Below are 24,523 nucleotides of genomic sequence, written 5' to 3'. Positions count from 1 at the left end.
AGGGCCGCTTATTGCTTGGCGGACGCGGCAGCATCGCCGGCGGCGGCCACCTTGGGCTCGTTCACGGGCGTCACGCTGACTTTCTGGCCGGGCACCGCGGCACTGACGCCGCCCACGATGACCCGGTCGCCGGGGGCCAGGCCCTCGGTGATGTGCCAATCGCCGCCGCGCATCGTGCCGGTCTGCACCGCGCGGGACTCCACGACGTCGTCCGCCCCGACCACCAGCACCTGCGGCTTGCCATCGGTGCTGCGCGTGACGGCGCGCTGCGGGACCAGGATCGCTTCCGGATCCACGCCCTGATGCGTGCGCACTCGCACATACATTCCCGGCAGCAGGAGCACGTCGGGGTTGGCGAACTCACCGCGCAGGGCCACCTGGCCGGTGCTGCGGTCCACGGCAATGTCCGAGAACAACAAGCGCCCTTCGCGCTGCTGGTCGGTGCCGTCGATCGTGATGGCGATGCGGGCGCCCTCGCCCAGACTGCCGTTCTGCATGGCGGCGCGCATGCGCAGCATGTCGCCGACGGGCTGGTTGAAGTCCACGTAGACCGGGTCCAGTTGCTGGATCGTCGCCATCGGCGTGGCTTCGTTCTGCCCCACCAGCGCGCCTTCGGTCACCTGCGCGCGCCCGATGCGGCCCGAGATGGGCGCCTTGACGGTGGCGTAGTCCAGGTTCAGTTGCGCGGTCTCGACGTCGGCCTGGGCCGAACGGCGTGCGGCCAGCGCGCTCTTGAGCGTGGTGTTGGCCGTGTCGAAGTCCTGCTGGCTGACGGCTTCGATCTTGACCAGGGGCGTATAGCGCTTGACCACGGCCTGCGCGTCGGACACGGCGGCCTGCGCCTTGGCCAGCTCGCCCTGCGCACGCGACAGCGCCGCCTTGAACGGCGCCGGATCAATGCGGAACAGCACATCGCCGGCTTTGACGTCGGCGCCTTCCACGAACTCCCGGCTCAGCACGATGCCGGCCACGCGGGCACGGACCTCGGCCACGCGCATGGGCTCGACCCGGCCGGGCAGTTCGCTCGTCAACGTGTAGCGCTGCGGCTGCACGGCAAGCGCCTGCACCGGACGCGGACCCGCCGCCTGCGGTTCACCGCCGTCGGACCCGCCGCAACCGGCCAGGAGGATTGCCGTCGCCAACACCGCCAGGGGCAGCTGCCATGCTTTGTTCACCTTCATTACTACCCCCGCGCAGCGCGTTCTGAATTCAAAGAGACGCTGATGCTACCTGAAAGGACGATTTGAATCAATATTGATTCATTTGCTGCTTTTAGGCTTAAATCTGACGGTTCACAAGTCTTTACTTGATAAATCCGCGGAAGTTTGTACAAAGTGAATCGCCCATGATCCAATACCGGCCCAGGGATAACCACAAATGGGGAGGAGGCAATGTCTGAAGAGGCAGGCCACGAACGGCTGCTGGTCGCGCTGGCGCTTGCGATGGTGGATCAGCCGCGCGCGACCTTACAGGAGCTGGCCAAGGCGGTCGGCGTCAGCAAGGCGACCTTGTACCGGTTCTGTAAGACGCGGGACCAGTTGGTGCTGCGCCTGATGACGCATTGCGCGCAGGTCATGAAGCAGGCGCTGGCGGACTCGCACCTGGAAACCGCCCCGCCCCGCACGGCGCTGCGCAACCTGATCGAACAGCACCTGGCGCACAAGGAATTGACGGCGTTCCTGATCTACAACTGGAAGCCCGACACCGAGCTGGAGCCGGACATCATGAACAGCTGGTCCGGCTATCAGGAAACCTTGGACGCGTTCTTTTTGCGCGGTCAGCGCGAAGGTGCGTTCCGCGTGGACATGACCGCGGCCGCGCTCAGCGAATTGTTGATCGCGATCATCACCAGCATGGTGGATGCCGAGCGGCGCGGACGGATTGCGCGCATGGGCATCGCGCAGGTGGCCGAACAGATGATGCTGCACGGCATCGCGGCCGAACCGGCGGCCGCGCGGGGGTAAGGCGGGGCTAACGCGGGGCGGGCGTTACGCGGGGCCGTGCGCGGCCCCGCGCCTGTTTACGCTGCCGTCACCGGGCGGCCGTAGAACGGATAGCTCGGATCGTTGTAGCCATGCGCGGACGCGTGGCCCGGGGTCACCCACTCGTTCACGACCGTCTCGTCCTCGGGCGTGATCGTCACGTCCAGCGCCGCGTAGTAATCGTCCATCTGCGCCAGCGTGCGCGGGCCCGCGATAACAGCGGTGATGACCGGATTGGCCAGCACCCAGGCGGTGGCGAAGTGGCCCGGCAGCACGCCGCGCGCCGCGCTGTGCTGCACCAGCTTCTGCGCGATCTGCAGCGATTCCTCACGGAATTCGGTGGCCAGGATGCGGCGGTCGCCGCGTCCGGCGCGCGTATCCGCCGCGGGCGCCTGGCCCGGCAGGTACTTGCCCGTCAGCACGCCACGCGCGATCGGGCTGTACGGCACCACGCCCAGGCCGTAATGCTTGCACGCCGGCAGGATCTCGACTTCCGGCCCGCGGTTCAGCATGTTGTAGTACGGCTGGCACACCACCGGCTGCGGCACACCCAGCTTTTCGCATAGACGCATCACCTCTGCGATGCGCCAGCCGCGGAAGTTCGACAGACCGAAGCTGCGCAGCTTGCCCGCGCGGATCAGGTCGCCCAGCGCCCACAGCGCCTCTTCCAGATTTTCTTCGTGGTAGTCGCGGTGCAGGTACAGGATGTCCATGAAATCCGTACCCATGCGCGACAGGCTCTGCTCCACGCCGCGGATCAGCCACTGGCGCGAGTAATGCGCCAGATTCGGTCCCTTGCCGACGGGATTGCCGATTTTGCTGGCCAGCACCCAGTCGTGGCGTTGGCCTTTGAGCAGCTTGCCCACGACCTCTTCCGACCGGCCTTCGTTGTAGACGTCGGCGGTGTCGATGAAATTCAAGCCATGATCGCGCGCCGACGCGACAATGCGCGCGGCCTCGTCATCGGGCGTCTGCTCCCCGAACATCATGGTGCCCAGGCAGAGCGGCGATACCCGGAGATTGCTGGTTCCCAGTCGGCGGTAATTCATGGCGTGGTTCCTTGATCGGATGAGAATGTCAGGCGTGGCCACGCGGCACCGCGCGGCCGAACGCAACATCTTGCCCGAAAAAACCTGACATGCCGCAAAACCCGGACGACGATTGGGGTGTCAGACACCGGAATCAGTCTTACGGATGTCAGACCCCCGCGTCCACCGCCGCCAGGATCTTCCCGAACAGCGCGTCGGCATGGGCTGAGTTCAGCCAGCGCACGATCACGACCATTTTGCGTTCCGGTTCCACCCACGTGAACGAGCTGCCCGCGCCGACGCCGAAGAAGCTGGACGACGGCACGCTGGGAAACACCTTGCCTTCGTGGTTCAGCCAGATCAGGTATCCGTAGTACGGCGCGATGTCGCACGGAGTGCGCATTGCCTGCAGCCATTCGCGCGACAGAATCTGCTGGCCATTGGCCTGGCCGTCGTTCAGCAGCATCTGGCCGATCAGCGCCTGGTCCTTGGCGCTGATGGACATGCCGCCGCCCCAGTGCGAGCCGCCGGGCACAGACGGCATGCGCTGGCCGTCGATCTCGACCCAGGCGTTGTCGTAGCCGACCCATTGCCAGTCTTCGCTGCATCCAATCGGCCGCGTGACGGCCTCGCGGAAGACTTCCGGCAGCGGTTTGCGGAACAGATGCAGCAGCGCGTACGACAGCTGATTGATCCGCACGTCGTTGTATTCCCAATACGTGCCGGGTTCCTGCAAGGGACGCGCATCGCCCTTCTTGCCGTCCGGCGGCACACCGAACGTGACGGCGCGGTAGCGGTCCGCCTGGTCCGACACGCCAAAGCGCTCGCCTTCCCAGTCGCTGGTCTGCTGCAGCAGATGGCGCCACGTGATCGACGCGTTGCGGCCTTCGTCAAAGCCGATGCCCGGCACGCGCTTGCCGACGGGCTCGTCCACATCCGGCAGCAGGCCGCGGTCATGCGCCACGCCGGCCAGGATGGCCAGGTACAGCTTGGCGACACTGAACGTCAGGTCGGCGCGGTCCGGTTCGCCCCACTCGGCCACCGTCTTTCCGTCCACCACCACCACGCCGGACACCGGCCCGCGGTCATGGATGGGGCCGAGCAGGCGGTTCCACGGCGGCGGGTCGTTCAGGTGCACGCCGAAATTGCCTTTGACGCTGCGGTCCCAGGTCGATTCGTGGTCGTTAGCGAACTGGATCGCCTGCTGCATGAGCGTATTCATCGGTTCCCTCGTTGTTGTGTGTTCATTGCCCCGCACGTTCCGGCGCGCGGGTCAAATATTCCATGGCCGCCTGCAACCCGCCCGAGCGGTGCGGAACGCCGGCCGCGGCCAGCCCCATCTCCACGCCCGCCAGCGTGCCGCATAGCGTCAGATCGTTGAAGTGGCCCAGATGGCCGATGCGGAAGATGCGGTCGGACAGCTTGCCCAGCCCCTGCCCCAGCGACATATCGAAGCGATCCAGGATGACCTTGCGCAACGCGTCGGCGCTGTGGCCCTCGGGCATCAGCACGGCGGTCAAGGCCGGACTATGCGCAGCCGGGTCCGCGCTCAGCAGCTCCAGCCCCCAGCCCGCCACCGCCAGCCGCGTGGCGCGGGCATGGCGCTCGTGGCGCGCGAACACCTGCGGCAGGCCTTCGGCCGCCAGCATGGCCAGCGCTTCATGCAAGCCGTACAGCAGATTGGTCGACGGCGTGTACGGAAAATAGCCCTTCGCATTGGGCCCGAGCATCTCGCGCCAATCCCAGTACGACCGCGGCAGACGCGCGGTCTCGGCCGCCGCCAGCGCGCGCGGTCCCACCGCGTTGAACGACAGGCCCGGCGGCAGCATCAGCCCTTTCTGCGAACCGGCCACCGTCACGTCCACGCCCCATTCGTCGTGGCGGTAGTCGATGGAGCCCAGCGAAGAAATCGTGTCGACCATCAACAGCGCCGGATGACCGGCCTGATCAATGGCGGCGCGCACCGCGGCAATGTCGCTGGTGACGCCCGTGGAGGTCTCGTTGTGCACCACGCACACTGCCTTGATGCGGTGCTGCGAATCCTCCGCAAGCCGCGCGCCAATCACGCCGGCATCGACCGGATGACGCCAGTCGCCTTCGATGTAGTCCACCTCCAGCCCCAGCCGCCCGGCCAGCTTGCGCCACAGGCTGGCGAAGTGGCCGGTTTCGACCATCAGCACGCGGTCGCCTGGCGACAGCGTATTGACCAGCGCCGCCTCCCACGCGCCGGTGCCCGACGCCGGGAAGATGACGACGGGCGACTCGGTCTGGAAGATCGGTTTCAGGCCCGACAGCACCGCCTTGCCGAGCTCACCGAACTCGGGTCCGCGGTGGTCGATGGTGGGCAGGTCGATGGCGCGCAGGACCCGGTCGGGCACGTTGGTGGGTCCGGGAATCTGCAGGAAATGCCGGCCGGACGGGTGGGTGTTCAGCGAGAGCATGCGTGGCCCCAATGTGGACGGTTTGTATACCAAGGCACTTTGCGCGGCGGTCAGGCAGCGTTCGGCGGCCTGGCGGACTTGCGGCATGCGTCACTCTATCCCATTGTTTTTACGTCGATAACCTAGGGTATACACCCATCAAAACCGCAGCAAAGACGGGTTTATAGTCTGCGAAAACAAGGGGAATTTTTGTATACCAATGCGCAGCGATCCTAGCTTCTCGCCGGATCACGCCGAGGCTGTTGCCTCGCCCGATCTCTTGCCCGACTCCGCCCCGACGGCCATCCGCGCCGCCGGCGACGGACGCACGCTGGCGGGTTCGGCGGCCGGATCGCTACGCGAACGCATCATCCAGGGCGAATTCCCGCCCGGCACCCGGTTGAACGAACGCGCGCTGTGCGACCTGCTTGGCGTGTCGCGCACCCCGCTGCGCGAGGCGTTCCGCGTGCTGGCCGCCGAAGGCCTGGTGCAGATCGAACCCAACCGCGGCGCTCAGGTGGTCGCGCTGTCGGAAGCCAACATCCGCGAGGCCTTCGAAGTGATCGGCGGCCTGGAGGCCATGTCGTGCCGGTTTGCGTGCGAGCGCGCGACGGATGTCGAGATCGCCGAGATCCGCGCGCTGACCTACGAAATGATGGCCAGCCACGCACGCCACGACCTGCCGACGTACTTTCGCGTCAACCGCGAGATACACGAACGCATCAGCCTGGCGGCGCACAACAGTTTGCTCAAACAGCTTTACGACGCGCAGAACGCGCGGATCCAGAATCTGCGCTTCGTCTCGAACGAGAACCGCCAGAAGTGGGATCTGGCGATGCGCGAACACATAGAAATGGCGGAGGCCCTTGCCGCGCGCGACGCGGACCGGCTGGCAGCCATCATGCGGCAGCACCTGCAACGCAAATGCGACGCGGCGCTCAAGAGCCGGAGCGAGACGATAGATACGCAACACATGTAGTGTCATCAAGAGGAGCCTTCACCATGGCTGATTGTCGCTTCACACCTTGCTGCATCCAACCCGCTGCACCTGCGCTGTCCTCCCGCCGTTCCACCCCGCTCAAGGCGCTGGCCGCCGCCCTGCTTGCCTGCGCCGCGCTGGCCACCCAGCCTGCGCTTGCCGGCAAGAAAGACGACACCCTGCGCATGGCCTACGACCAGGCGCCGGAAAGCGTCGACCCGTACTTCAACAACGTCCGCATCGGCGTCATCATTGCCGCCAACGTGTGGGACACCCTGCTCTACCGTGATCCCGTCACCAACGAGTACAAGGGCCAGCTCGCAAAAAGCTGGAAACAGGTCGACGACAAGACCATGGAATTCGAGCTGCGCGAAGGCGTCAAATTCCACAACGGCGAGGAGTTCGACGCCGACTCCGTGGTCTACACGCTGAACTTCGTGGCCGATCCGAAGAACAAGGCGGTCACGCAGCAGAACGTGTCGTGGATCGACAAGGTCGAGAAAATCGACAAGTACAAGGTGCGTCTGACGACCAAGGAGCCCTTCCCCGGCGCCAAGGAATATCTGTCCACCACCGTCGCCATCCACCCGGCGAAGTACTACCAGGAGGTCGGCCCCAAGGGCATGAACGCCAAGCCCGTGGGCTCGGGGCCGTACAAGGTCGTCGACTACCAGCCCGGCAAGTCCATCACGCTGGAACGCAACGCCGACTACTTCAAGGACTCGCCCAAGGCGCAGCCCAAGATCGGCAAGGTCGTCATCCGCTTCATCCCGGACCGCCAGACGCAGATGGCCGAAGTCATCTCGGGCGGCGAAGACCTGATCATGAGCGTGCCCAAGGACCAGGCCGAACAGCTGGGCGGCATGCCGAACCTGCAGATGGTCACCGGCAACACCATGCGCATCGTGTTCATGCAGATGAACATCCTGGAAGGCACGCCGGCGCCGCAACTGAAGGACGAGCGCGTGCGCCGCGCGATCATCCACGCCATCGACCGCAACGCGATGCTCAAGAACATCGTGGGCGAAGGCGGCGGGCTCATCAACACCATCTGCACGCCGTCGCAAGTGGGTTGCACGCAGGAAGGCGCGCCGACCTACAAGTACGATCCCGCGCAGGCCAAGAAGCTGCTGGCCGAAGCGGGCTATCCCAACGGCTTTGACATCGACATCGTCGCGTACCGCGAGCGCAACCAGACCGAAGCCATCATCAACTACCTGCAGGCCGTCGGCATCCGCGCCAAGCTGAATTTCCTGCAGTACGCCGCGATGCGCGACATGATCCGCGCCAACAAGGCGTCGCTCACGCACCAGACGTGGGGCTCGAACCTGGTGAACGACGTGTCGGCGTCCACGCCGGTGTACTTCGCCTTCGGCAGCGACGACATCACCCGCGACCCGAAGGTGCGCGACCTCCTGAAAAAGGGCGATACCACCATCGAACCCGGGCCGCGCAAGGCCGCCTACAAGGAGGCGCTGGACATCATCGCGGAAAAGGCCTACGCGGTGCCGCTGTGGACGCTGCCCGCCTACTACGTCGCCACCAAGGACGTGAACTTCAAGCCCTACTCGGACGAGCTGGTGCGCTTCTGGGACATGAGCTGGAAGTAAGGCGAGGTCCGCGCCGGGCGGGCTTTGCAAACGCCCGGCGCTGCTGAACAGAGAGGAAGTCCTATGCTTTATTTCACGCTGAGGCGCCTGGGCCTGGCGGCGCTGGTGGCGCTGACCGTGTCGATCCTGGCGTTCCTGCTGCTGCACCTGTCGGGCGACCCGGCGCTGGCGCTGGCCGGCGAAGGCGCGCGGCAGGCCGACATCGACATGATCCGCAAGACCTACGGGCTGGACCGCCCGATCATCGTCCAGTATGCCGACTGGCTCTGGCACATCCTGCAGGGCGACTTCGGCACCTCGGTGTACTTCAAGACCGAGGCCGGGCCGCTGATCCTGTCCAAGCTGGCGACTACGTTGAAACTGGGCATGGCGGCGCTCGCCTTTGCGCTCTTCATCTCGATCCCGCTGGGCGTGCTGGCCGCGCTGTACAAGGGCAGCCTGATCGACCGCGTCTGTCTGGCGATCGCCGTGCTGGGCCAGGCGCTGCCGAACTTCTTTTTCGCGCTGATCCTGATCATGCTGTTCTCGATATCCCTGCGCATCCTGCCGGTGTCGGGCAGCGGCACGTGGCAGCACTTCGTCATGCCCGCCATCGCGCTGGGCTACTACGTCGCGCCCGCCTTCATGCGCCTGATCCGCGCCGGCATGATCGAGGTGCTGGGCGCCGACTACATCCGCACCGCGCGGGCCAAGGGCCTGCCGGCGCGCAAGGTCATCTTCAAGCACGCGCTGCGCAACGCCATCGTGCCGGTGGTCGCGCTGGCCGCCGTGCAGTTGGGCTACCTGCTGGGCGGCTCGGTGGTCATCGAGACCATCTTCGCGCTGGACGGCCTGGGGTATCTGGCCTACCAAAGCATCACGTACAAGGACTATCCGGTCATGCAGCTGATCGTGCTGCTGCTGTCGGTGCTGTACGTGCTGCTGACGCTTGCCGCCGACGTGGCCAACGCGTGGCTCGATCCGCGCATCCGGGTGTCCTGACATGAACACGCCTACGCTCACACCCGCCACTCCCGCCGCGGCCCCGCTGGAACTATCCGCGTCCACGCTGCGCTGGCGCCGCCTGCGGCGCAACAAGGCGCTACTGGCCGGCGGCGGCATCCTCTTCGTCATCGTGCTGATTGCGCTGCTGGCGCCGTGGATCTCGCCGCACGATCCCTATTACCAGGACCTCGCCAACCGCACCGTCCCGCCTGTCTGGTACGAGAAAGGCACCTGGCTGCATCCGCTGGGCACCGACCAGTTGGGACGCGACTACCTGTCGCGCCTGTTCTACGGGGCGCGCATCTCGCTGCTGATCGGCATCAGCGTCGCGCTCATTTCGGGCCTCATCGGCACGGCGATGGGCATGGCGGCCGGCTACTTCGGCGGCAAGGTCGACATGGCCGTGTCGTTCCTCATCACCACGCGGCTGTCCATGCCCGTGATCCTGGTGGCGCTGGCCACCGTGGCGATCGTCGGCGGCTCGCTGTGGGTGGTGATTCTGGTGCTGGGCCTGCTCAAGTGGGACCGCTACGCCGTCGTGATGCGCAGCGCCACCCAGCAGGTGCGCTCGCTGGAATACGTGGCCGCCGCGCAGGCCGCGGGCGCCAGCACCTGGCGCATCGTCTGGGGCGAGGTCCTGCCCAACGTCGTGCCGCAGCTCATCGTGATTGCCACGCTGGAAGCCGCCAGCGCGATCCTGCTGGAAGCCTCGCTGTCCTTCCTGGGCCTGGGCGTGCAGCCGCCGCTGCCGTCGTGGGGATTGATGATCTCGGAAGCCAAGGCCTACATGTTCTTCTCGTTCTGGCTGATCGCCATACCCGGGTCGGCGCTGGCGCTGCTGATCTTCGCGATCAACCTGGCCGGCGACGGACTGCATCAACTCCTGACGCCTGAAGAGAGGGCCTGAGCATGAACGGCACCGATATCGTCCTGGACGTCCAGGGCCTGACCGTCGACATCGCCACGCCACGCGGGCCGCTGCACGCGGTGCGCGACGTGTCATTCCAGGTCAAGCGCGGCGAAACGCTGTGCCTCGTGGGGGAATCGGGCTGCGGCAAGTCCATGACCTCGCTGGCCATCATGGGTCTCTTGCCCAAGGCCGCCCGGCGCAGCACGCGCCGGCTGGCCGTGCTGGGCGAAGACCTGTCCAAGGCACGCGGGCGGCGCGTCAACGCGCTGCGCGGCAGCAAGATGGCGATGATCTTTCAAGAGCCCATGACGGCGCTCAACCCCGCCTACGCCATCGGCGAACAGCTCACCGAACACTACATCCATCATTGCAAGGCGAGCAGCCAGCAGGCGCGGGACCGCGCAGTGGAGCTGCTGGAAAAGGTCGGCATCGCGTCGGCCGGCCAGCGGCTGGGGCAATATCCGCATCAGTTGTCCGGCGGGCTGCGCCAGCGCGTGATGATCGCGATGGCGCTCATGTGCGGCCCCGAACTGCTGATCGCCGACGAGCCCAGCACCGCGCTGGACGTCACGATCCAGGCGCAGATCCTGCGGCTGCTGGCCGACTTGCAGGCGGAACTGGGCATCGCGATGGTGCTGATCACGCACGATCTGGGCGTGGTTGCGCGCATCGCGCGGCAGGTGGCCGTGATGTATGCGGGGCAGATCGTCGAGGAAGGCCCCGTGGCTGACATCTTCGCCACACCGCATCATCCCTACACACAAGGGCTGCTGGGCTGTATCCCCGTGCCCGGCCGCACGGCGCCGGGCGAGGCGCTGGGCACCATTCCCGGCGTCGTGCCGTCGCTGGTAGGCGACTTGCGCGGCTGCGCCTTCGCCGACCGCTGCCGCTACGCGCAGCCGCAATGCCGGCAGGCCGTCCCCGTCCACGGCCAGGCGACTGGCCAGCAATGGCGCTGCATCCTCAGCGCCGAAGGAGTGCCGGCATGAGCGCGCTGCTGCAAGCCGATGGCGTCAGCCGCCAATTCACGGTGCGCGCGGGGATGTTCCGCCCGCGGTCCACGCTGCACGCGGTCAATGGCGTGGACCTGGCGGTTGACCGGGGCGCGGTGCTGGGCATCGTGGGCGAATCCGGCTGCGGCAAGTCCACCCTGGCGCGCATGCTGCTGGGGCTGACGCCGCCGACCGAAGGCGCCATCCGCCTCGACGGCCAGGACATCCGGCAGATGGACCGGCGCGCCCTCGCCCGCCGCGTGCAGCCCATCTTCCAGGACCCGTACTCGTCGCTGAATCCGCGCCGCTCCATTGCCTCGATCGTGTCGCTGCCGCTGGAGGTGCACGGCATCCCCAATCCCAAGATGCACAAGGCGATCGACATGCTGGAGCGCGTGGGCCTGCCGCCGCGCCTGGCCCACAACACGCCCGGCCAATTGTCCGGCGGCCAGCGCCAGCGCGTCGCCATTGCCCGCGCGCTGGTGATGCAGCCCGAGCTCGTCATCTGCGACGAACCCACGTCCGCGCTGGACGTGTCGGTGCAGGCGCAGATCATGAATCTGCTGATGGACCTGCGGCGCGACTTCAATCTGACGTATGTGTTCATCAGCCACAACCTGGCGGTGGTCGAGCACATCGCCACCCACGTGGCCGTGATGTACCTGGGCCGCGTGGTGGAATCCGCGCCCACCGCCCGGCTGTTTCACGACCCGCGCCATCCCTACACGCAGGCGCTGCTGGCATCCGTGCTGACGCCCGAGCCCGGGCTGGGCATCCCAGACATGGGGCTGGGCCTGTCGTTTCCCGACCCGCTGCATCCGCCGTCCGGCTGCCCGTTCCATCCGCGCTGCCAACACGCGATGGCGCAATGCAAGACCGAACGGCCCGCATTGACCGTGCGGGAAGGCGCGCTGGTCGCGTGCCACCTCTATCCGCCCGTCCCATCGACTTCCAATGGAGCCACCCAGCCATGACCCGCGCACAAGCCATCGCCCAGGCGGAACACTGCTTTGATTCCGGCGCCTTCCGCGCACTGTTGGCGCGCCGCCTGGCGCTGCCCACCGAGAGCCAGAACCCCGAACGCGCCGCCGTGCTGGCGGATTACCTTGAGGCCGAGATCCGCCCGGCGTTCGAAGCGCTGGGCTTCACCTGCCGCACGCTCACGCACCCGAAAGCGCTGGCGCCGTTCCTGTACGCCGAGCGGATCGAGGATCCGGCCCTGCCCACGGTGCTGGGCTACGGCCACGGCGATGTGATTCGCGGCCTGGAACGCGAATGGAAGGAAGGCCTGTCGCCGTGGGCGCTGACCGAGGCCGAGGGCCGCTGGTACGGCCGCGGCATCGCCGACAACAAGGGCCAGCACACCATCAACATGGAGGCGCTGCGGCTGGTGCTGGAGACGCGCGGCAAGCTGGGCTTCAATGCCAAATACCTGATCGAGATGGGCGAGGAAACCGGCTCGATGGGCCTGCGCGAACTGTGCACCGAACATCGCGACCTGCTGGCGGCCGACCTGCTGATCGCCTCGGACGGCCCGCGCCTGAGCGCCAACCGTCCGACCATCTTCCTGGGCGCGCGCGGCAGCTTGAACTTCGACCTCACGATCGAGGCGCGCGCCGGGGGCCATCATTCCGGCAATTGGGGCGGACTGATCTCCAACCCGGGGCTGCAATTGGCCCACGCAATCGCCAGCATCGCCTCGCCCGTGGGCCAGATCCGCATCCCGGAATGGGTGCCGAAGGAACTGCCGCCTGCCGTGCGGCGCGCGCTGGCCGACTGCCAGGTCGACGGCGGCACGGACGGCCCCGAGATCGAACCCGATTGGGGCGAGCCCGGCCTGTCGCCCGCCGAGCGCGTGTTCGGCTGGTGTTCGTTCGAGGTGCTGGCCTACAAGACCGGCAACCCCGACACGCCCGTCAACGCCATCCCGCCCCGCGCGTGGGCGCGCTGCCAGTTGCGCTTTGTGGTGGGCGTGGACCCGGACGATCTGATTCCCGCGCTGCGCCGCCACCTGGACAGCCACGGCTTTCCGATGGTGCAGATCTCGCTGACGCGCGAATCCATGTTCCGCGCGACCCGCATCGACCCGGACGACGCCTGGGTGCGCTGGGCCGTGGACTCGCTGGAACGCACCTCGGGTGAAAAGACCGCGCTGCTGCCCAACCTGGGCGGCTCGCTGCCCAACGACATCTTCACCGACGTGCTGGGCCTGCGCACGATCTGGGTGCCGCACTCCTACCCCGGCTGCTCGCAGCACGCGCCCAACGAGCACCTGCCGCCGGAACTGCTGCGGCAGGCGCTCGGGTTGATGACCGGGCTGTACTGGGACCTGGGCGCGGGCGGCACGCCGGAGATCAGAAGTCCCAGATGACCGGCACCCAGCGGAACGCATCGCCATCCACGGCGACGCGGCCCACTGACGGGAACGGCAGATGCGCCGCCACGAGCAGGCCTTTGTTTCCCGCCAGCTCGCGGAACAGCGCGACGCGCACACGGGCCGACTCCTCGGGGTCGTGCTCGAAGCCGTTGTGCCATTCCGGATGGTCAAAGCCCACCGGGAAGATCGCATCGCCCGCGAACATCAGGCGCTCGCCGCCGGAGACCAGGTCCACGACACAGTGGCCGGGCGTGTGCCCGCCCGTCAGGCGCACGATCACGCCGGGCGCCACTTCCTTGCGATCCTCGAAGACCTGGATCTGGTCGCGGTACGTCTCGTAGAAGCTGGTCGCCGTCGAGCGCAGCACGGCGGGAACCGGCTTGGGCATGACCGTCTGCGAAAAGTCCGGCGAGGTCCAGAACGCGACTTCGGTCGCATTGACGTGGATGCGCACGTCCTTGCGCAGGCGCTCCTTCACGCCAGGGACCAGCAGGCCACCCACGTGGTCCATGTGCATGTGCGTGATGATGACGTCCGTCACGGTCTCCAGCGGAATGCCGGCCGACTGCAGGCGCTGCGGAAACTGGCCCGCGCGCGGAAAGCCCGAGAACTGGCCGCCCAGCCCCGCGTCAATAAGGATGGTCTGATCGCCGCTGCGCGCCACCATTACGTTCAGCGGCCAATCGAAGGCGTCCGGCGGCATGAACATGTGGTCGAGCCAGTTGGCCAGGTCGGCCGGATCGGCGTTGGTCGCCATCGTCGACGTGGGCAGCGGCAGCACGCCGTCGCTGACGACCAACGCATCGATGTCGCCCACCTGCACGGCGTAACGGGACGGCACCAGATCGATGGCCTGGTGGGTAATGGGGTCCAAAGTGTCTGCGGTAAACATGGCGGAATCTCCTTGAAGGCCGGATGGGCCGGCCGGAAACCGGCGCCCTCGCGCCGGGTGGTTGCATAGCGGCGCGCGCGTCAGCCGCGCAGGAAAGCCAGCAGATCGGCGTTGATGCGGTCCTGCATGGTGGCCGTCAGGCCGTGCGGGGCGCCCGGGTAGTAGATCGCCTGCCCGTTTTTCACCAGGCGCACGGCCTTCTTGGCCGAGTCATGGATCGGCACGATCTGGTCGTCTTCGCCGTGCATGAACAGCGTGGGCACGTCGATCTTCTTCAGGTCTTCGGTGAAGTCCGTCTCCGAGAAGGCCTTGACGCACTCGTACGCGTTCTTCTGGCCGCTCTGCATGCTCCACAGCCAGAACTGGTCCAGCTGGCCCTGCGACACCGTCGAACCCGGGCGATTGGCGCCGTAGAACGGCACGGCCAACTCCTTGTAGAACTGCGAGCGGTCGCCCGCCACGCCGTCGCGGATGCCGTCGAACACCGACAGCGGCAGGCCTTCCGGATTGGCAGCCGACTTCAGCATCACCGGCGGCACCGCCCCGATCAGCACGGCGCGCGACACGCGCTTCGTGCCGTGGCGGCCGATATAGCGCGCCACTTCACCGCCGCCGGTGGAGTGGCCCACCATCGCGATGTTCTTCACGTCCAGCGCCTCGATCAGCTGCGCCAGATCGTCGGCGTACGTGTCCATGTCATTACCGTTTGACGGCTGCGACGAACGCCCATGGCCGCGGCGGTCATGCGCAATCACGCGAAAGCCGTTGCGCGCCAGGAAGTGCAGTTGCCCGTCCCACGCATCCGCGTTAAGCGGCCAGCCGTGCGAGAACGTGACGACCGGGCCGGCGCCCCAGTCCTTGTAGTACAGCGTCGTGCCGTCTTTGGTGACGAAGGTGTTGCTGTTCATGGGAGTGCTCCGTTGGGGTTGGGAATTGCGCTGCGGGGCTGCTTGTGCGCCGATGGCAAAGGCGCTGCCAGCCAGGAGCGCGCTGCCGGCAAGCAGCGTGCGCCGGGCGGCGTTGTACGAGTCGTTCATGGGAATCCTCAAGGTCGGAAGAGACAGTGAGGGCATCGTAGGTCTGGGCCCGCAAGCGCGGTAGACACGGCGCGGGAAGCACGATGTTGTGCGATGCGCACCAATGCCGGCTGGAGGTTGCCGGCGTGCGCGGGACAGGCGCTATTCGGGCAGCGCCGAATCCCGATACGCCACGGCGATCATCGCCGTCAGCACGAAAGTCATGGCCACGCACGCCACCGCGCTCAACACGCCCTGCAGCGCCTGCACGCCCACGTAGTCATACATCAGCGGAAGCAGATCATTGGTGGCATGCGCAGCCAGGATCAGCAACACAAGAAACCCCAGCATCAACGGCCAGCGCGGATAACGCATCGCGGCGCGCGCCTCGCCAAAGCCATACGCGCCCGTGACCACAGCGCGAGGCAGGCAGAGTCCGTAGACAGCCAATCCGTACAACACCGGCACCCACACCACCACCAGCAACACAATCAGCACGCCGTAGAACAGCGGTTCTTTGGCCCCACCCATCAGCATGTACAGCACATACGGCAGATCGCCGGTGGCGCGGGCAAGCGCCATGACGGCAATGGTCAGCCCGCCCAGCAGCACCAGATGCCGGGCCTCCGGGCTGCCGCCACGCGGCGCAGCCGCATGCGCGCTCTCGCCAAGCAGAATGACCCGATGCCAGGCGTACGTCGTGCGCGCGAACGAAATCAGACAGACAAGCGCCAGCACAAGGATCAGCCAATCCACCAGCCCATACAACCGGGACGTCATCAGCGCGAACGGCAACGTCAGCGTGAACACCGCCAACGACCAGGGCGCGGCGGCCAGCATGGTGCGGCCGTGCTGCCTGATGGCGCCGACGGTCGCGGCGATGAAACGACCTGCTCCGAGTGTGCTGGACACGAGACTCCCTTGCTCAGAAATGATGGTGCTCGTTTATACCGCAAGCCGCTTATTCACCCGATCTCATGTCGCGCATCTCGGTTACCCTTGCGGACCTTTTCTTATCGCCGAGTCTTCATGAAGTCGCTTCCCGTCGCATTTGCTGCCTTTGCCACCGCCCTGCTGCCCACGCTGGCCCACGCCGCGTACACACCCACCGAGATCGAACGGGCCGTGCTCGAATACGGCATACGCGAAGAGCACGATGCGCTGCTCCGGGCCGATTGGCGCCTGCTGGGCCGGATGATGGACATATCGCGTGTGGACCCCGCAGACATCTCGGATGTGTACGCCAAGGGGCCGACGGACAAGGCGCCGGCCGTGGTCGAAGAGCCTTTCGTATTCAAGGTGACGATCGACGCGGCGGCGGTGAAGGCCGGCGTTGTGACGTTCGCCGGCACGCGCGGGGCCACGGTCCGCGCCGCGCTGCCCGCAGGCGCCAAGCCCGCAGACGCGCTGATGCTGACCTGCGCCAAGCTCGCCTTTGCCGATGGCGTCGCCACGTTCTCGCAGTGCCAGAACTGGACGCCCGTCGCCGAGAAGACCGTTGCGGACTTTCGCGCTGACATCGCCGCATTCCTGCAAGGCAAGCCCGCGAAGAAGTACGTGGCCAAGTTCGTGATCGACTACTTCGTGGTGGCGGGCGACATGCCCGCCAAGGCCGGCTGCCCAGACGACCGCAAGGCCTGCGACCAGGCGATCCGCAAGACCAACATGACGCGCGTCGGCTACGCGGCCGTCACGGAACGCCTGAACGCCGCGGGCGTGCAGACGGGCCGATAAGCCGTTCACGCCAATCCTGCGCGCCCGCCCTTGCGGGCGTGAAGGCGGCCGCCACGCAGGCGGCGCCCAGCGTCAGTTTTCGCCGCCGTGTTCAGCTGCGGCGGGGTTCCGTCCGGGCCGGTTCGGCTTCGGCCTCTGCTGTGGCCCCTGCTCCGGCCTCCGCTTCCGCCTCTGCCCGTGCCTCCAGCTCATTACCCAGCACCTCGGCCGAATCCTCGTTGCTGGCTTCCGGCTTCAGGCGGCGGCGCGTATGGCCCGCGGCGCGCGCGCTGTCGCCCTCGTCCGAACGCTCGGCCTGCACGTGCACGTTGGCAGCAGGCGCGAAGCCGCGCTTGTCCTGCCCGAAGTAGACCACCGTGTGCGGGTACGGCAGCTCGATGCCCGCGGCGTCGAAGTGCTTCTTGAGCAGGCGGTTGTAGCCGCGCTGCACCGCCCACTGCATGCCGGGCGTGGTCTTGATGAGGATGCGGATGGTCACGCCCTTGTCGTTCACCGCCGTGACGCCCGCCACCGTCATGTCTTCCAGAATCTCGGGTCCGAGCACCGAATCGGTCATCAGCTCGGCAAACGCCGCACGCAGATGCTCGATGGCGTCGTCCACGCTTTCGCGGTGCGCGATGGTGTATTCGCCCAGGTGATAAGAGAAGTCGCGCATGTGGTTGGCCACCACGTCCACCGACGAGAACGGCACCAGATGGTAGCCGCCGTCCAGCGTGCGGATGCCGACCGAGCGGATGGTCATCTTCTCGACCGTGCCGAAAACGCCCGCTACTTGCACCACATCGTTTTCGTTCATCCCGTTCTCAAGCTGGATGAAGACGCCGGTGATGATGTCCTGCACCAGCTTCTGCGCGCCAAAGCCGATGGCCAAGCCCACGACGCCGGCGCCCGCGATCAGCGGACCGACGTCGATGCCGATCTGCGACAGCAGCACCATCAGCGTCATCGTCACGATGACGATCAGCGCGGCGTTGCGGAACAGCGCCAGCAACGTGCGCTCGCGCGCGCTGGGCATGCCCCGTTCTTCGCTCTGGCTCAGGCGGTGTTCGATGATGCTGGCGATCACGGTCCAGGCCAGCATCGCGATCAGCAGCACGATGACGATGTTCAGCACCACCTTGATCGCGGCCGCGCCGGCATCCGAAGCCAGCCAGCGCGACAGGTCGAACGCCCGCCACGCGTCCAGGATCAGCAGCACGATGACGATGCGGATGATCCAGCCCACCACTTTCAGTGCGGCCGGCACGTAGGCGTTGACGCGCGCCTCCAGCAGCGGCAGGCGCCGCCGCAGGTCGTCCGACAGGCGGATCGGCTTGGCCAGCACCGCGTTCAGCAGCAGGATCAGCAGGCTGCCCACGCCGATGACCAGCAGCGTCTGCGCCGTGGCGCGGGCCATGAACGGCAACGCGTCGGTCGGGTCGACCTGGCTGACGACCAACAGGATCGTGAAGTAGACGATGCCCAGCACATGCCAGATGCGCGACAGCAGCCGCAGCCGCGATCCCATGAATGTGGCCGCGCCCGCGGCCCGGCGGTCCAGGCGTTCGCGCACGGCATGCCGGTTATGCCAGATGACGCGCACGGCGTAGACGTACACCGCGAGCATGATGAGCATCGTGGTCAACCGGCCCAATGCGGGCGACAACGCCGCCGCCATCACGGGACCGACCACCAGCGTGCCGTACCCCGCCGCCGCCACGATACGCACCAGCCACGCGTTCCAGTATTTGGCCAGCTCGTCCGACATGGGCAACAGGCGCAGATGCGGATGGCGCACGGCAAACACCGTGCGAATCAGCACCTTCACGATCTCCACCGCGACGAAAGCCTGCAGGAACAGCGAGGCCAGCCCGTCCAGCGTGCCGCGCCCCGGCGTGCTCCACAACGCCGCCGCGCCACCCGCCATGGCGGCCAGCAAGACGACCGCAACGTCGATCGCCAGCGCACCCACAATGGCGCCTGCGCGGCGCGTCAGCACCTTCATCGACGCCGGCTTGCCACGCACGGGCGCCGCGCCGGTTTCGCAACCGTGCTCGGCCACCCAATGGTCGATCCGCGTGTAGATCCGCATGGCGATCATGCGAAGCAGGATGAAAGCGATGATGGTCGCCGCGGCGGCCAGTACCAACGGCAGCAATGCGCTGCGCGCCTCGCCGCTGTCCATGCGCAGGTTCTGGCCCGAGGCCAGCGCGCGCATGTCGTCAACGCCCTGCCCCATGTCGGCCGCGACGCCGGTCAGGAACCGCTGAACGCCGTTGGCCATGCGCTCCTGCAACGTCGGCTCGGCCGGCGTGGCGGGCGTCGGCTTCGCCGCTGTGGTTTTGGATGGCGGGGCGCCGGGGGTGGCAGGTTTGTCTCCCGCCGCCTGCGCACGAAGCTGGTCGATCAGGGCTTGGCGTGCTTGGGGATTGTCCAGCAAATCGGCCAGCGCGGCGGGCGTCAGCGTCGAGGCTGCGGGGGCCGGCTCAGCTGCCGCAGCCGGGGTCAGCAATGGAAATGCCGCCATGGCCGGGGCATGCCACAGGAACGATAAACAACTCAGCATCGCCGCCAGCAGCCAGGCCGCCAGCCAGGGCCTTTCCCGTCTGCGCCGCCAGGAAACGGCGGCATGGTGGCGGGATGGAAGGGATCGGGATGCTGTCGTTGCGGATCGAACCACTAATAAATCTCCTGTGCGATCAGGGCATGGACGCCGGATAAAAAAAGGAGCCGGCGACTTGGGGTCGCGGCTTGGGCGATGGCCACATGATAAAGCCCATGGTCTGTCCCCTTTATCAGTGGCCTGGCCTTATCGCTGGAAGCAATAAACAAGCGGCGATTAATTCGTTGGTCCTGACCACTGAAGTGATTAGAGTCCAACGCCGCCATGCCCGCGCCGCATTCCGACAGGCGCGCGCCCAACCACGAGTCCGCATCATGACCACCCGATTCCAAGCTGCACGCCGCAACACCCTGCTCGCCCTTGCTCTGGCCGTCGCCGGCATGGGCGCCGCGCAGGCCGACCAACGCGTCATCCGCATCGTCGTACCCTACGGCACCGGCGCGGTCCAGGACACCATCGCGCGTGCGATCGGCGACGAACTGGGCCGCGCCCTGGACGCCTCCATCGTGATCGAAAACCGCGCCGGCGCCGGCGGCACCGTGGGCACCGCCCAGGTCGCCCGCGCCAAGCCCGACGGCAACACCCTGGTGCTGGCCGCGGCCAGCCACAACATCGCCGGGTATCTCTATAAGACGCTGAGCTATGACCCCTACAAGGACTTCACGGGCGTCGCCTACATCGGCAACACCGGCTACATCATCCTCGTGTCGGCCTCGCTGAATGCCAAGAACACGGCCGAATTCATCCAGGCCGTCAAGGCCAAGCCCGGCGCCTACGACTACGCGTCCGCCGGCAACGGCAGCGCCTCGCACCTGGGCATGGCGTCGTTCCTGACCGCCGCTGGCGCGCAGATGCAGCACATCCCCATGAAGTCCACCGGCGACGCCGTGACCGAACTGCTGGCCGGCCGCGTCCAGGCCGTCACCGCCGCCACCATCGGCGTGACCGCCTATCGCAACGACCCGCGCGTCACGTTCCTGGCCTACACCGGCAAGACGCGTTCACGCTTCGCCCCCGACCTGCCCACCGTCGCCGAAAGCGGCCTGCCCGGCTACGCCTTCGATTCCTGGCTCGGCCTGCTGGCCCCGGCCGGCATTTCCGCTGCGGACCGCGACCAGATCAACGCGGCGGTCAATAAGGTCCTGGCCGACCCCAAGGTGCAGTCGCGTTTGGCCTCGCTGGGTGTCGAAGCCGAAGCGAAGTCGGCAGCGCAGTTTCAGGACTTGCTGAAGGCGGATTATGAAGCGGCCGGGAAGGTAGTGGCGGCTTCCGGGGCGCGTGTGGAGTAAGCGCTCCTGATCCAACTTCCTGCCAAATCAGACGTGCTCCTCTGAGCTTTCGAACTATTCATATTTCCAGGGGGACGGTCCCGACTTAAATTGAACGGCTTTTCGTTCAATTGACGAGTGACACGCACATGGCGGGTGCAGCGACTGATTTGATGGCCGACGCGTCCCGCTGGACGCGTCGGGTGATAAATGCATTGCCATACCTCGATTGGACCGCGCTTGAACGCGGAACCCGCCGCTGGATTCTTCTGAACGGCGCTCACAGCGTCACACTTGAGAACGACGTTCTGCAAATCAAGCGCGGATTCCACCGACCGTCAGCCTAATCTCGCACTACGGCAACCGGATGCTCCGAAAGCGCTCGTATTCTCGTCGGGGGGATGGTTCTCAGACCCTATCGATTCCGCCAAGCTTGAACCCGTCGAGGGTCCAAAGTGACGATTGAAGTCAAGCGCCTTCCAAAGAATCTGCGTTTCGGTGGGACACCGCTGAGTATCGGCAGTTGCGCCGGCCACGAGCCTCAGCCGGACGGGGTGAGGTGGATCAACGACAAATGTGTCGAGCTCGAAACATACCCAAACTACATTCGGAGCGGCGCTGCGGGCTACATTGGCATGTCCGCTCTGGTTTTCGCCATTATTTTTGCGTCAGTCTTGCTTGCTCTGGGGCCCGCCGAGGTGGACTTGGAAACGGTCCTAATCATGCTTTCAGGACTCCCGGTTTCGATCGGGCTCGCCTTTGTTTTTTATATTGCCAGCGGTGCGCATCGAAGTCGGGGAGCTTTTATCCGGATTCACCGCGATACTCGCAAGCTGTACTTCGTGTCCCTGCCGCAGAAGCGCCTCCACGCGCTCGATTGGGACCACATAGAGGCTTTGGCCGGCTATATCCCCGTCGTCTCCACTAGCGGCTACACCAGCCGACATCCGCTGTACTTAATTGGCGTTGACCGCGGTATGAGCCCGCCAACGGAGATTTGCGTTGCATGCGGCAACCTCGGCCTGTTCGACGGAGACCGGTCAGCCAAGGCGCTGTGGGCTTATCTTCAAGCCTTCATGGCCCAAGGCCCTGAAGGCTTGCCAGAACCCGCGCCGCTGCCTCCTCGCCTAAGCCGCAGACAGGAAACCCTTCAACCATACCGGAAGTGGTATGCCGGATTGTGCCGCAGGTTGGCCGAGCCCTATGGCATGTTGATGGCACCTATCACCATCCCGCTATGGATAATTCTGCTGCTGATTGAAGCGTATCCGGACAGTGTTGAGGCCTTCATTCAGTTCAACGTGCCTTACACGCAGTTCCCCAAGGAAATCGACCGGCTGTGCGGCTTTGATGAAACAACCTAGGCCTTCCTACCGCCTACGCATCCCATCCAGCAGCAGATCCGTCATGAACTCCGCCACCGCCTGCTGCCTGACCGCGTCGGGCATCTGGCGCGTGAAACGTTCGATGATGGCAATTAGCGACTGGCCGAACCACTCGGGCGAAATCTCCGGCCGGAAAAGGCCAGCCTGCTGCTCCGCCCTGACGTTCTCGGCGATCAGGATGACCAGTTCATCCTTGAGCGCCTCGGCCGCCTCGGCCTGGAAAAAGCCGATGCGGGTGAGGTTTGGGTCTTCCTGCAGGATGGCAAGCAGCGTGCCGATACCCTGCCGGATGCGGTTGACCAGGGCTTCGCCCTGGAGGTGGCCGGGAAGCCGTGCCTCGCTGATCGCCCGGCGCAGCCGCTGGGCGAAAAGCCCCACCAGCTCGTCGAAGGCCGCCTGCTTGCTGGTGAAGTATTGGTAGAACACGGGCTGAGTGACGCCCGCACGGGCGACGATGTCGCTGACGCGGGTGTGCTGGAAACCCCGTTCGGCGAATTCGGCCGCGGCGACGGCCAGGAGGTGTAGCCGTGTGCGCTCTCCCTTGGTGAGACGCCTGTCCTGCGGTGCCGAATCGGGTAGTGCCATGATCATCGCGGAAAAATACTACCTATCCTCCCTTTCCGCCACTACAACAGGATCAAATAGTCGCACTTCGGTCCAGGCGGCGACTCCCGCTTGCCGTCTCGTCACAGGGTTGAAATCAGTTGAAATCCCCGTATCGCTTGAGACACTTAATTGGCTCGCGCGAGCAGTAAAGTACGCCTATCGTCCGGCGTCTGGCGCAGTGCCGCCGCCGGTCGGCTTAGGAGCAAGATCATGAAGCGGTTTACAGGCCGGGTGGCCATTGCGGCGTTGGCGCTGGCAGTTGCCGGCGGGCCAGCAGTGGCTGGCGGGCGTGGCGGGAATTGGGGCGGCTATGGTGGCGGCTATGGCAGCGGCTATCACCATCATCATGGCGGCGGCGGTGGCAGCAGTTCCAGCGGCTGGTGGATAGGCGGCGCTTTTGCGCTGGCGACGGTCGGGCTGCTGCTGGCGGCCAATTCGGGGCCTTCCTACGTGCAGACCGGGGTTTATTCCTCAGGCGTCGGCTATACGAGCCCGCCGTTGTACGCCGCACCCGTGTACGGCACGACGGTCTATGAAGCGGCGCCGGTTTACTCCGCCCCGGTTTACGAAACACCGGTTTACGAAACACCGGTTTACGAAGCGCCGCCGGTTGCCTATTCCACGCCGGTGCCGCAGTACGCGCCCGTGCAATACGAGTCCGCGCCCCCGGTCAATGTCGCCCAAGTGAGCGCCACCACCGACTGCCAGCGTTGGGCCATGAACCAGAGCGGTTACGATCCCGCCACCGTCACTCAGTGGACCACCCAGATCATGGTGGATACCTACAACCGCGCGCTGGATTCCTGCATGACCAGCCGCGGATATCGCGCCAACTGACGGGCGCGGTCTCGGGGACATCCGGCTGTCCTGACGCGCTGGCCTGCGCTTGCTGCATGCCGGCGCGATTGCCATCACGCTTCAGCGGCGCCAGCCGCGCCAGGCCAATATCAAGCCGGCGGCCAAGAGCACACCCGCGGGCAGCACCCAGACAAACCCGGAATCGGTGTAGACGACCTGCTCAATGGGATCGTAGTAGCGGCCCAACTCGTTGAACTCCCAACGCAGATACTGCGCGTACCAGGCGTAAAAGAAGACGGCGGACAGGCCCAGGCTTCCCAGCGCGGCCACACGGGCAAAGGCGACGCCGCGATGGGCGCGAACGGCCCCCTTCCAGACCAGGTAGCCGCATCCGGCTACCCCGGCCAGCACCAACCAGTCGCCAACCTCAGCGAGCATCGCCTGCCTCCAGTTCGGCCAGGAATGCCGCCGCTTCGGCCCATTGGTGTTCACTGAAGACGTACAGCCCTGCGCCGCGCAGCAATTGCGCCGTCACGCCCATGCCGGGCTGACGGCGGCGCGCGAAATGGCCATCGTAGACATAGCCGCTGCCGCAGGACGGACTGCCCTCCTTCAGCACGGCCATCCGGATGCCTCGCGCCTGCGCGGCCGCCAGCGCTTCGTGCGCGCCGTGCAGAAAAGACGCCGTCACGTCCTCGCCCGTCACCGCCACCACACGCGCGCCGCCCGCCAGCACCGAGGCCGCATTTCTGCCCGGCTCGATTTCCGCCGGGGGTCTTGGGATCGGCATGCCGCCCGCCACTTCCGGACAGACTGCCACCACCCGCCCCTCCTGCAGCCAGCGGGCCAGGACGGCATCGCCGTGAGGCACGCCGCGCCCGTCGTACCGCACGGGATTGCCCAGGAGGCAGGAGCTGATCAGAACAGAGCGCATGGGACG

23 protein-coding genes are annotated in these 24,523 nt (G+C 66.2%); 12 read left to right on the top strand and 11 right to left on the bottom strand.

Features of this window, described 5'->3' with window-relative positions; all coding sequences use genetic code 11:
• Positions 1–8 precede the first annotated feature (8 nt).
• Positions 9–1,181, bottom strand: a complete 1,173-nt coding sequence (locus CLM73_RS12255) for an efflux RND transporter periplasmic adaptor subunit (RefSeq protein WP_105238670.1) — start codon at positions 1,179–1,181, stop codon at positions 9–11.
• A 210-nt stretch (positions 1,182–1,391) separates the two neighbouring features.
• On the opposite strand from CLM73_RS12255, the gene CLM73_RS12250 reads away from it, so the two are divergent.
• Positions 1,392–1,964, top strand: coding sequence for a TetR/AcrR family transcriptional regulator (locus tag CLM73_RS12250; RefSeq protein WP_105238669.1), 573 nt, complete (start codon positions 1,392–1,394; stop codon positions 1,962–1,964).
• A gap of 56 nt (positions 1,965–2,020) precedes the next feature.
• Here the strand turns inward: CLM73_RS12250 and CLM73_RS12245 are convergent, their stop codons facing one another.
• From CLM73_RS12245 to CLM73_RS12235, 3 genes are all read right to left on the bottom strand, one after another.
• Complete coding sequence (locus tag CLM73_RS12245) at positions 2,021–3,031, bottom strand: aldo/keto reductase (RefSeq protein WP_105238668.1); 1,011 nt, start codon at positions 3,029–3,031, stop codon at positions 2,021–2,023.
• Between the two features lie 148 nt (positions 3,032–3,179).
• Positions 3,180–4,232 carry a serine hydrolase domain-containing protein gene (locus CLM73_RS12240; protein WP_056560533.1) on the bottom strand — a complete coding sequence of 351 codons (1,053 nt, stop codon included), beginning with the start codon at positions 4,230–4,232 and terminating at the stop codon, positions 3,180–3,182.
• Positions 4,233–4,254: 22 nt separating this feature from the next.
• Complete coding sequence (locus CLM73_RS12235; RefSeq protein WP_105241488.1) at positions 4,255–5,451, bottom strand: pyridoxal-phosphate-dependent aminotransferase family protein; 1,197 nt, start codon at positions 5,449–5,451, stop codon at positions 4,255–4,257.
• Between the two features lie 199 nt (positions 5,452–5,650).
• On the opposite strand from CLM73_RS12235, the gene CLM73_RS12230 reads away from it, so the two are divergent.
• The 7 genes from CLM73_RS12230 to CLM73_RS12200 all read left to right on the top strand — a co-directional run bounded on the left by CLM73_RS12230 (position 5,651) and on the right by CLM73_RS12200 (position 13,276).
• Positions 5,651–6,409, top strand: coding sequence for a GntR family transcriptional regulator (locus CLM73_RS12230; protein WP_105238667.1), 759 nt, complete (start codon positions 5,651–5,653; stop codon positions 6,407–6,409).
• A 23-nt stretch (positions 6,410–6,432) separates the two neighbouring features.
• Positions 6,433–8,019, top strand: coding sequence for an ABC transporter substrate-binding protein (locus CLM73_RS12225; protein WP_105238666.1), 1,587 nt, complete (start codon positions 6,433–6,435; stop codon positions 8,017–8,019).
• 63 nt (positions 8,020–8,082) lie between these two features.
• Positions 8,083–9,000, top strand: coding sequence for an ABC transporter permease (locus CLM73_RS12220; RefSeq protein WP_056560526.1), 918 nt, complete (start codon positions 8,083–8,085; stop codon positions 8,998–9,000).
• Between the two features lies 1 nt (position 9,001).
• Positions 9,002–9,910 carry an ABC transporter permease gene (locus CLM73_RS12215; protein WP_105238665.1) on the top strand — a complete coding sequence of 303 codons (909 nt, stop codon included), beginning with the start codon at positions 9,002–9,004 and terminating at the stop codon, positions 9,908–9,910.
• 2 nt (positions 9,911–9,912) lie between these two features.
• Positions 9,913–10,902 carry an ABC transporter ATP-binding protein gene (locus CLM73_RS12210; RefSeq protein ID WP_105238664.1) on the top strand — a complete coding sequence of 330 codons (990 nt, stop codon included), beginning with the start codon at positions 9,913–9,915 and terminating at the stop codon, positions 10,900–10,902.
• Positions 10,899–11,879: an ABC transporter ATP-binding protein gene (locus tag CLM73_RS12205; RefSeq protein ID WP_105238663.1), complete on the top strand. Its 981-nt coding sequence runs from the start codon at positions 10,899–10,901 to the stop codon at positions 11,877–11,879. The genes CLM73_RS12210 and CLM73_RS12205 overlap by 4 nt, the downstream gene beginning before the upstream one ends.
• Entirely contained in the window at positions 11,876–13,276 is a 1,401-nt protein-coding gene (locus tag CLM73_RS12200; protein WP_105238662.1) for a M20 family metallopeptidase, read from the top strand. Before CLM73_RS12205 ends, CLM73_RS12200 begins: the two co-directional genes overlap by 4 nt.
• Here CLM73_RS12200 and CLM73_RS12195 read toward each other — a convergent pair.
• From CLM73_RS12195 to CLM73_RS12185, 3 genes are all read right to left on the bottom strand, one after another.
• Positions 13,260–14,174, bottom strand: coding sequence for an MBL fold metallo-hydrolase (locus CLM73_RS12195; RefSeq protein WP_105238661.1), 915 nt, complete (start codon positions 14,172–14,174; stop codon positions 13,260–13,262). The two genes, CLM73_RS12200 and CLM73_RS12195, sit on opposite strands and share 17 nt — an antisense overlap.
• Positions 14,175–14,254: 80 nt before the next feature.
• Positions 14,255–15,211, bottom strand: a complete 957-nt coding sequence (locus CLM73_RS12190; RefSeq protein ID WP_105238660.1) for an alpha/beta fold hydrolase — start codon at positions 15,209–15,211, stop codon at positions 14,255–14,257.
• 141 nt (positions 15,212–15,352) lie between these two features.
• On the bottom strand, positions 15,353–16,102 hold the full coding sequence (locus CLM73_RS12185; RefSeq protein WP_234015859.1) for a hypothetical protein: 750 nt from the start codon (positions 16,100–16,102) through the stop codon (positions 15,353–15,355).
• Between the two features lie 117 nt (positions 16,103–16,219).
• Between CLM73_RS12185 and CLM73_RS12180 the strand changes: the two genes are divergently transcribed.
• A complete protein-coding gene (locus CLM73_RS12180) occupies positions 16,220–16,924 on the top strand; it encodes a hypothetical protein (RefSeq protein WP_105238658.1) in 705 nt (234 codons plus the stop codon).
• A 91-nt stretch (positions 16,925–17,015) separates the two neighbouring features.
• On the opposite strand, the gene CLM73_RS12175 is transcribed toward CLM73_RS12180, so the two are convergent.
• Complete coding sequence (locus CLM73_RS12175) at positions 17,016–19,469, bottom strand: mechanosensitive ion channel domain-containing protein (RefSeq protein WP_105238657.1); 2,454 nt, start codon at positions 19,467–19,469, stop codon at positions 17,016–17,018.
• 371 nt (positions 19,470–19,840) lie between these two features.
• On the opposite strand from CLM73_RS12175, the gene CLM73_RS12170 reads away from it, so the two are divergent.
• Positions 19,841–20,815: a tripartite tricarboxylate transporter substrate-binding protein gene (locus tag CLM73_RS12170; protein ID WP_105238656.1), complete on the top strand. Its 975-nt coding sequence runs from the start codon at positions 19,841–19,843 to the stop codon at positions 20,813–20,815.
• Between the two features lie 434 nt (positions 20,816–21,249).
• Positions 21,250–22,158 carry a DUF6708 domain-containing protein gene (locus tag CLM73_RS12165; protein WP_105238655.1) on the top strand — a complete coding sequence of 303 codons (909 nt, stop codon included), beginning with the start codon at positions 21,250–21,252 and terminating at the stop codon, positions 22,156–22,158.
• Positions 22,159–22,164: 6 nt separating this feature from the next.
• On the opposite strand, the gene CLM73_RS12160 is transcribed toward CLM73_RS12165, so the two are convergent.
• On the bottom strand, positions 22,165–22,764 hold the full coding sequence (locus CLM73_RS12160) for a helix-turn-helix domain-containing protein (RefSeq protein ID WP_325048264.1): 600 nt from the start codon (positions 22,762–22,764) through the stop codon (positions 22,165–22,167).
• 231 nt (positions 22,765–22,995) lie between these two features.
• On the opposite strand from CLM73_RS12160, the gene CLM73_RS12155 reads away from it, so the two are divergent.
• A complete protein-coding gene (locus tag CLM73_RS12155; RefSeq protein ID WP_105238653.1) occupies positions 22,996–23,622 on the top strand; it encodes a hypothetical protein in 627 nt (208 codons plus the stop codon).
• Positions 23,623–23,703: 81 nt separating this feature from the next.
• Here the strand turns inward: CLM73_RS12155 and CLM73_RS12150 are convergent, their stop codons facing one another.
• Together CLM73_RS12150 and CLM73_RS12145 are read right to left on the bottom strand one after the other, a co-directional pair.
• Positions 23,704–24,021, bottom strand: a complete 318-nt coding sequence (locus tag CLM73_RS12150) for a hypothetical protein (RefSeq protein WP_105238652.1) — start codon at positions 24,019–24,021, stop codon at positions 23,704–23,706.
• Positions 24,011–24,517, bottom strand: coding sequence for a DUF523 domain-containing protein (locus tag CLM73_RS12145; protein ID WP_105238651.1), 507 nt, complete (start codon positions 24,515–24,517; stop codon positions 24,011–24,013). The genes CLM73_RS12150 and CLM73_RS12145 overlap by 11 nt, the downstream gene beginning before the upstream one ends.
• Between the last annotated feature and the right edge of the window lie 6 nt (positions 24,518–24,523).

Source organism: Achromobacter spanius (assembly GCF_002966795.1).
Classification (GTDB): Bacteria; Pseudomonadota; Gammaproteobacteria; order Burkholderiales; family Burkholderiaceae_B; genus Achromobacter; species Achromobacter spanius_D.
Note: the sequence above shows the minus strand (reverse complement) of the source record. Positions and strands in the feature narration are given on the sequence as shown.